The 8,175-nt window shown below is 66.6% G+C and carries 7 protein-coding genes; all 7 read right to left on the reverse strand.

Going from position 1 to position 8,175, the window contains the following annotated elements; translation table 11 throughout:
• Nucleotides 1–2: 2 nt before the first annotated feature.
• Nucleotides 3–674, reverse strand: a complete 672-nt coding sequence (locus VE759_RS15060; RefSeq protein WP_324933797.1) for a hypothetical protein — start codon at nucleotides 672–674, stop codon at nucleotides 3–5.
• Nucleotides 641–2,194, reverse strand: a complete 1,554-nt coding sequence (locus tag VE759_RS15065) for an MCE family protein (protein ID WP_324933799.1) — start codon at nucleotides 2,192–2,194, stop codon at nucleotides 641–643. Before VE759_RS15065 ends, VE759_RS15060 begins: the two co-directional genes overlap by 34 nt.
• Before the next feature lie 3 nt (nucleotides 2,195–2,197).
• Nucleotides 2,198–3,358, reverse strand: a complete 1,161-nt coding sequence (locus tag VE759_RS15070) for a virulence factor Mce family protein (protein WP_414687923.1) — start codon at nucleotides 3,356–3,358, stop codon at nucleotides 2,198–2,200.
• Nucleotides 3,355–5,001 (reverse strand): virulence factor Mce family protein, encoded by a 1,647-nt coding sequence (locus tag VE759_RS15075; protein ID WP_324933802.1) that lies wholly within the window; start codon nucleotides 4,999–5,001, stop codon nucleotides 3,355–3,357. Before VE759_RS15075 ends, VE759_RS15070 begins: the two co-directional genes overlap by 4 nt.
• 3 nt (nucleotides 5,002–5,004) lie before the next feature.
• A complete protein-coding gene (locus VE759_RS15080; protein WP_324933804.1) occupies nucleotides 5,005–6,582 on the reverse strand; it encodes an MCE family protein in 1,578 nt (525 codons plus the stop codon).
• Nucleotides 6,579–7,610 (reverse strand): MlaD family protein, encoded by a 1,032-nt coding sequence (locus VE759_RS15085; protein ID WP_324933806.1) that lies wholly within the window; start codon nucleotides 7,608–7,610, stop codon nucleotides 6,579–6,581. The genes VE759_RS15080 and VE759_RS15085 overlap by 4 nt, the downstream gene beginning before the upstream one ends.
• A partial coding sequence (locus VE759_RS15090) for an MCE family protein (protein ID WP_324933808.1) occupies nucleotides 7,607–8,175 on the reverse strand: 569 nt, incomplete at its 5' end. The genes VE759_RS15090 and VE759_RS15085, both read right to left, overlap by 4 nt.

The following is an 8,175-nucleotide window of genomic DNA, read 5'->3' on the forward strand; positions in this document are numbered from 1 at the left end:
CGTCAAGACGACACCTGTTCGAGCTTGCTGATCTTGTAGGTGCCGTCGGCCCGCGCCAACTGCGCGCGCAACCGGTAACCCTGCTCCTGGTTGGCGGTCTCGGAGTTGGTCACCTTCACCCGCATCGCGACAAGCACCTGAATCGAACCGTCGTCGTTGTGCCGCTCCACGGCCGCGCGCATGTCGGACACCTGCACCTGCACCTTGGCGGCCTGATAGGCGTCCACCAGGATGCCGCTGTACATGGTTGCCTGCACCCCGAAGTCGCCGGTGGAGCATTCGATGATCTTGCGCTGAGCCTGCGCCATCGCGGCACTGTCCGGGGCCTGCATGGCCCCGACGCACTCCTCGGCCGCCTTCACCGCCTGCGCCTCCGCCCGCGCATCGGCTGCGCTGTTGGAGTAGGCACGCAGCGCCAAGTACCCGCCGGCCGCCACCGCCGCGCTCAGCAATAGCAGCGCCGCGCAGATGCCGATCAGCCAACTACGACCCAGCCGGGACGCTCCGCGGGCGGATGCCGTTTCGGGCACCGGATCGGCCGGCGACTCGGCGACCACGTCTGCAGACTCCTCGGACGAGCCAGCTTCGCTGACTACTTCCTCTTCGGGCTCGTCAGGCGAAGCATCGGCATCGGTGGGGTTCAGCCGGCCGGCGGCGCCAGCATCTCCTTCCATCCGTCGTCTCCTGTATTCGTCGAATTGCTGACCGTGAACTTGGTCCCGTCGGGCGCCACCACTTGTCCGCTCTGCGGGCTGTAGACCGCGCTAGGGCTTGGTGCCGGAGTGTAGATGCACGGGTTGGGTTGTTGTCCACTGCACTGCACCGAACCCGACCGCGGCGGCGACAGCGGGTCGCTGATTGGCTGCGGCGGCTGGGGCAGTTGGTCGGCCGGCAACGGGTTCATTCCGTTGTTGATCGACGGGGCCGGGATCACCTTCCCGGGGTCGACGGGCTGGTCACAGCGGGCGGCCGGGGCGGGGCAGTTCCGGATCTGGTTCGGGTCGCCGTACCACGGGTTGGTGCCCAACGGAATGTACGGCTCGTTGCTGTGGCACTCGTTCGGGCTCGCGGCGCGCTTTCCGGGCACGTCGGCGCACGGGTAGTTGCGGGCACCGCGCACCACATTGGCCTGGAAGTCCTTCGGAATCTTGCAGTAGGTGCCCGTCGGCAGCGGCCTGGTGCTGGTGTCGGACGGCGCCCGCCATTCGGACGCGGGCAGGAAGCCGGTCAGGCATGGCGGGGGCTGGTTGATGGACAGGCCCAGGTGCAACAGGCCCTCGCCGGGATAGACCGACGTCGCGGTTTCGGCGATCGACGCGCCCTGCGGGAAGATCACCAACGCCTGCTCGACGCCCTTGTGGTAGCGCTTGAGCATGTCGATCACGATTTCGAGGTTGGCCAGCGTCTGCGGCAGCGATTCGCGCACATCACTGAACACACCGCTGACCGCGTCGAGGGTGGGAGCCGCCTGCTGCAGCCCGCTGCGCAGCGCCTGATCCTGCTCGGCGGCCTGCGCCGCGATGGTGTTCAGGTTGGCCGCCCACCGCTGGATGGCGTCGCCGGATTCCACCTGGCTGGACAGGATCGGTCCGCTGTTCGCCACGATGTCGTTGACTGGGTTGAGGTTGTCCTTGAAGTCGTGGGCGATCGCCTGAGTCGAATCGACCAGCCGCTGCAACCCCGGCCCCAAGCCTGCGACGGCTTGCGACGTTTCGTCGAGCAGCTGCGGAATCTTCTGTGCGGGCAGTACCGCCAGCCCGTGGTTGGCGGCGTCGAGTGCGGGCCCGACTTCACTGGGCACCGTCCCCTTGGTGATGGTCTGCCCGTTCGCGAAGTACTGGTTCGGGGCACCCGTCGACACCAGATCGAGGTACTGCTCGCCGACCGCCGACACGGAGTGCACGTTCGCGGTCGCATCGACCGGGATCTTGTAGCGCGAGTTGATGCTCATCGTCGCCCGCGCGCCCTGCTCGGTCGGTTGCACATCGGTGACCTTGCCGATCTGGATGCCTCGATACGTCACGTTCGCGGTCTTGTACAGGCCGCCCGACGCCGGCAGGTCGGCATGGAGCGTGTACTGCCCGATGCCGGCCACTCTCGGCAGCGACAGGTAATACCAGCCCAGGACCACCAGAGCGATCACCGTGAGGATCGTGAACAGCACCAGCTGGATCCTGATGAAGCGAGTCAGCACGGCTCACTCACCCCTTTCGACCAGCGGTCCACCCGGCGCGTCGTGCGGGTTCGGGGTGAATCGCACGTCCGGGATCATGGTGTCGGGGTTGCGGCCCCAGGACTGCTCGAGTGCACGCAGTCCGCCCGAGACCCCGGTGCCGCTGAAGACGCCATTGTCGATGGCGCTGAGCGTCAGGTCGATCAGCAGCGACACGTTGATGTAGTCGCCCCGAATCACCCTCGGCACGTTGTCGATCGCGAACGGGGCCGTGAGGATCAGCTTCAGCGCACCGATCAGATACGGCGACCCCCGGCCGAGCTGCTTGAGCGGGCGTTGCAGCAACTGCAGGTTGGTGTGCAGGTTGTCACTCGTCGGCGCCAACGCCGCGTCAGCGGCCCGGCTGATCCGGCCCAGCGCCACCACCGCGTCGGCGAAAAGGTCCCGGGTGTCGGCGAAATGCTTTATCAGCGGCGGGAATTCGGTCAACACGCGGTCGATGGTGTCGTTGCGCTGCGCAACGATGTTCAACAACCGGTTGGTGGAATCGATTGCGCGGGTGAGGTCGTCGCGCTGCCTGTTGATCTCGGCAGTGAAAGTGTCGAGCCGATTGAGGAACTCGCGGATCTGATCGGCGCGGCCCGTCACGAGGTTGTTGAGTTCGTTCTGGATCACTTCGAGGTTCGGGATGCCGCCGCCACGCAGGATGGTCGCGAGGCTGGCCAGCACGCGTTCGGTCGTCGGGAACGCCGTTGCGTTCTTCAGCGGAATGGTGTCGCCGCTCTTCAGCGGTTCGGGTGACGGGTTCGGCGGCGAAGCCAATTCCACATGCTGCGAGCCGAGCAGGCTGGTCTGGCCGATCGCCGCGGTCGCGTTCTTCGGCAATTTGACGTCCGGCTGCAGATCCAGCACCAGCGTCGCGATCCAGTTCCGTAGCTGGATCGCGCGGACGCTGCCGACGAAGACGTCGGCCACCCGGACCCGGCTGTTGGCGTTGAGCGCCAGCGTGTCCGGCATCTGCACGTAGATGGTCATCTTGTTGGGTCCAGTGCCCGGGCCACCGGGCACCGGCACGTTGGCGATGCCCCGCCAGCCACAGGATGTCAACACGACGGCAGCCACCAGCAGCGCCGCGCCCCGGAATGCCCAGCGGCCCAACGGAGTCCGTTTCAATATCGGCATCATCGGCCGGCCTCCGCCGGGTAGCCGCCGGGCGGAGGCGGCGCGGCCGGCGCCGCCGGACCCGGAACCGGAGCCGGTCCGGACAGCACTGCCGAGCCACCCGGGTCACCGGGTATCACGCCGGGTGCCGGAGCCGGCGGCGGTCCCGGCTGCGGATACCACGGCGGCGGCAACGGATTGTTCTGGTCATACGCGTTGGGCGAGCCGGGCAGGTTCCCGCCGGGCGGCACCCCGAACGCGGGCGGCGCCGGCGGCGCAACGATATTCGGGCCGCCCATCAGTTCGGCCAGCGACTCGGGGGTCAGCATGCGCTCGGTGAACGGGTTCACCTGGATGCCCTGCATGCCGGGCGCGACGATCCATCCCGGCTCGTGGTTGCCGTGCGAGAACAACGTGTCGCGCGACCAGATGCCGGGCACCGTGGTGTCCTTGTAGCCCCCGGGCGGTCGCAGCCGCTCCTCCGAATAGGTCACCAGCTTCGGCAGCGTGCTGGCCGTCATCAACTCGTTCACGCCGAACGGCGGGTAGTTGAACTTGATCGCGTCCAGGATCGGTCCCAGGTACTGCGCGCACAGTTCGGCGGATTCCTGGTACCCCAGCCGGCTGCCGGCCTGAATCGCGCTGCAGACGAACTGCATTGGGTTGGCGAAGTTGACCACCGCCGGCAGTGCCTCAATGCCGCCCGGCACCGGGGGCGAGATGTTGACGAGGTTGGCTCCCAGGTTCGGGAACACGTGCAAGCCGGTCTCCAAACCGTTGCGCGGCTCGGGCTGCAGGATGGCGTTGGTCACGTCAGCGAGGTTGTTGACGTCGTGGGCCAGCACCTCACCGTTCCGGTCGACGAACTGGTGGGTGGTCGACAGCAGGTTGTTCAGGTCGCGCAGCGTGTTGGCGACTTCGCGGTCGGTGTTGGTGAATTTGTTGGTGAAGCTGGACAGGTCGTTGTTCAACGCGACGAATTGCCTGTCGTTCTGATACAGCGCGTTCACGAACAACGCCAGGCTGCGGGTGATGGCGAAGAAGTCACCGCGGCCCTGGTTGAGCGTGGTAGCCGCCTCCGACAGCGCGTTCAGCGACTCGTTGATTTGCTTGCCCTTGCCGGCGAAACCGTTGGCGGCCGACTCGATGATGTCGCCGAACGGACCCTTGGGCTGTTCGGGTGTGGGGCCGAGACCGGTGAGAATCCGGTTGATCGAGTTACGCAGCTCGTCCCACTCGACCGGCACCTGGGTGCGCTCGATCGGAATGACCGCGCCGCTCTTCATCTTCGGGCCGCCGGTGTACGGCGGCGACAGCTGAATCGTGCGCGACGCGACCAGGGTCGGGTTCAGGATCGACGCGGTAGCGTTCGCGGGAACGTTGAACTTGTTCGCGTAATGGAACGACACCTTCATCTTGTCGCCGGCCGGCTCGATCTTATCGATCGCGCCGACCTGCACACCCATGATCTGAACCTTGTCGCCCGGATACAGCGCGAGCGCCTCCGGGAAGTATGCGACGACGGAGTTGTTGGTCAGCTTGCGATACAGCTGCCAGCCCACGATCGCGGCGATGATCCCGAGCACCACGATGACGCTGATGACGATCACCGACGTGCGCGAGACGTTGGGCGTCTTGATGTTGCGGATGTTGAAGATCGTCGACATCGGCTAACCGACTCCCTCTTGTGAGCCCGGCGGCAGATACGGCGGATTACCGGGCAGCGGCGCCGTCCCGGCCGGCGGCAGGTTCGGGCCAGGTCCGGCCGGTGGCGGCGGTCCGGGCAACGGCGCCGGCGGACCCACTGGCGGTGGGTACGGACCGGACACCGGGCCAAGCGGTTCGGTGCGGGCGCCCGGCGGGGCCGGCGGCAGCGGCACCGGCGTGCCGGGAACGTCCGGCGGCGCCACGCCGGGAATGCCGGCGATCGGCATGCCCGGACCGGGCGGCGGCCCGAGCGGGTTGGGTGCCGACGTCGCCACGTCCGGTGTTCCGTAGTTGGGCCCGAACGGGTTGTTGCCGAACGGGCCGACGGTCGCGCCCGCGCACGGCAGCGGGTCGCCGGGCCGCGGCAGGCCGTCGGCCGGCGGGGTGTACGAGCACGGCGAGCCGGGCGGCACCGCTGGCCCCGGATGCTCCGGGGTGCCCTCGAGCGGGGTCGGCGCCGGCGGTGGTGCGCCGTTCGGTTGCCGCGTGCCGTTCGGGTCCGGCCACCGGAACGCGGGCAGACCGGCGCTGCGCCAGAAGTTCTCGGGGTCGATGCCGCGCTTCTTGAACGCCGCGTCGACGAACGGCTGCAGGATGGTGTACGGCAGCAGGTTGACCACCATCACCTTGAAGTACGGGCCGGACGCAATGGCCTCGCCCAGCGACGCGGAGAACTTGGCCACCGAGGTGAGCACGTCGGCCAGATCGAACTTGTGTCGCACCAGAATGTCGCTGATCGTGCGCAGCTGTTCCAGCACGTGGTTGAGGTTCGGGTTCTCGTTGATGAAGCCCGTCACCTCGGCCGAGAACCGTTGCACGTTCTCCAGCAGGTACGTGATCGCCTGGCCGCGCTCGTTGATGGCATGCAGCAGCGTCTGGGCGTTGACCAACAATGCGTTGATCTGCGCGCCCCGATCACCGAGGATCTTGGCGATCTTGTTGGCGTTGGCCAGCAGCTGCCTGATCTGCTCGTCGCGCTTGCCGATCGTGTCGGAGAACCGCCTGACACCGTCGAGCGCGGCGCTCAGATGCGGGTAGGTCTGGTCGATGGTTTCCGACAGCGTGTTCAGCGATCGCTTCACCGTGTCGATGTCCCAGCCGGAGGCCGCCTTTGTGACGTCGAAGAACGCGTCATAGATCTGGTAGGGCGTGGTCGTCTGGCCCAGCGGCAACATTTGACCGACGCGCAGCGGCTGCGAGCCGCGGTCCTCGATGGACAAGTTCTTGCGGCCCAGGATTGTGTCGGTGCGAATCGCGGCCCGGCTCTCCTTGCCGATCTGCATGCTGCCCAGCCCGAAGCCGATGGCGACCGTGTCGCCCTGGATCTCCATCGAGCGGACCACCCCGACGTTCACGCCGGCGATCTGCACCTTGTCGCCGGGGTGCAGGCCGCCGGCGTCCTTGAACTGCGCATAGTAGGTCGGCGTCGCGACCAGCATCGGCACGCTGGTGAAGCTCTGCCCAACGGCGACCACCAGCAACAGGATGATGACGCCCATCAACCCGTTGCGAACCCGGTTCGAACCCTCCAGCGTCCTCATTGCGGTGTGCACCTGCCCGACGGCTGAGTGGTGAGCTTGACGGTGCGGACCGGGCCGCCGGGCTGCAAGCCGTTCAGCTTGAGCGAGATGTCGCAGGCGTAGAAGTTGAAGAAGTCACCGTAGATGCCGCCGGCCCGGCCGATGATCTTCAACGACTGCGGAAGCTTTGTGAGCAGATCGTTGAGCTCATCCCGTTGGTCGACCAGCGGCTGCTGAATGGTCTCCAGGTGCCCGAGCGTGTCGTGCAGCAGCGGCCGGTTCTGGGCCAGCAGGTCGGCAACGGTGCCCGCCGCATTGCTGATCGCGGCGGTGGAGTCCGCGATCGGATCGGCCCGGTTCTTCAGACCGGTGACCAGCACCTCGAAGTTCTTGATGGTGTCGTCGAACTCCTTCTGGTGCTTGACCGTGGTGTCCAGCACGGTGTTGAGATTCTTGATCACCTCGCCGATCGCCTGGTCCCGCTCGGCGAGAGTGGAGGTGAATTGTGCGCTCTGGTCGAGGATGTCGTTGATCGTGCCGCCTTGTCCTTGGAAGATCGTGATGATCGCCTGCGCGATGTTGTTGACCTTTTGCGGATCAAGCGCGCGGAACAGCGGGCGGAAACCACCGACGAGCGCGTCCAGGTCGAGTGCCGGCTCGGTGCGCTCGATCGGAATCGTGCCGCCGGCGGAAAGCCGCCTGTTGTCGGTGCCCCGCTTGAGCTCCAGGTAGCGCTCGCCGATCAGGTTCAGGTACCGGATCGACGCGGTGGTGCCCTGATACAAGGGCAGCCCTCGGTCGACGCTGAAGTCGACCTTCACCCGGGTGCCGCCGTCGATCAGCTGCACATTGGAAACCTTGCCGACCTCCACGCCCGAGGCGCGGACGAACTGGCCGTCGCGCAAACCGCTGGCGTTGCTGAAGATCGCCGAGTAGCCGGTGGTGCGGTCGAAGCGCATCTGACCGAACACCACGATGATCATCACGGTGAAAAACAGCAGCACCAGTGAGACGGCGGCGACCTTGACGACTGTTCCGGTGATTTTCATGGGTTAATCGTGTTCTCCCCGAACTGACGGCCCCAGACGTATTCGATGCCGGGGATGAAGAGCGGCACCGCGGCGACCAGTGGGACCGGCACCGTGGGAATGGCGATCGGGAGAAGGCAAGGCGGCAGCGCCGCGCAACCGAACGGCGAGGCCAGCCCGAGGTGGTTGTACGGGGCGATCGACGCACCGGTGTCCGCCACCAGATACGGCGCCGGCCACAAATCCCGGGTCACCTCCTGCCAGCAACCCGGCCGCCCCTCCGGACCACCGTGGGCGTTGACCCGCGGCAGGTTATCCGGATACACGTAGGCATTGGCGGGCCCGAGGAGCTCCGTATGGGCCTTCAGCGAGTAGCCGTTACCCCCAAGGGATGCCGCGATCTTGGGGGTCTGGTTGTGGAACTTGCGGATGGTGCAGAACAGTTCCGGGCTGTACTCGTCGAGGAGCTGGGAGGTGGGGATGAGGTCTTGGGCGCCGCGGATCAGGTAGGGCCCGCCGCGCTCGAAGATGTCGGCGCCGGTGTTGCCGAAGCCGATGGAGGCCATCAACGCCGCGTCCAGGTTGC

The organism is Mycobacterium sp. (assembly GCF_035640695.1).
In the GTDB taxonomy this organism is placed as follows: domain Bacteria; phylum Actinomycetota; class Actinomycetes; order Mycobacteriales; family Mycobacteriaceae; genus Mycobacterium.

Coding starts and splice junctions, on each gene's coding strand:
- VE759_RS15075 (WP_324933802.1), bottom strand. CDS start 5,001: ATGTCGACGATCTTCAACATCCGCAACATCAAGACGCCCAACGTCTCG.
- VE759_RS15070 (WP_414687923.1), bottom strand. CDS start 3,358: ATGATGCCGATATTGAAACGGACTCCGTTGGGCCGCTGGGCATTCCGG.
- VE759_RS15080 (WP_324933804.1), bottom strand. CDS start 6,582: ATGAGGACGCTGGAGGGTTCGAACCGGGTTCGCAACGGGTTGATGGGC.
- VE759_RS15085 (WP_324933806.1), bottom strand. CDS start 7,610: ATGAAAATCACCGGAACAGTCGTCAAGGTCGCCGCCGTCTCACTGGTG.
- VE759_RS15060 (WP_324933797.1), bottom strand. CDS start 674: ATGGAAGGAGATGCTGGCGCCGCCGGCCGGCTGAACCCCACCGATGCC.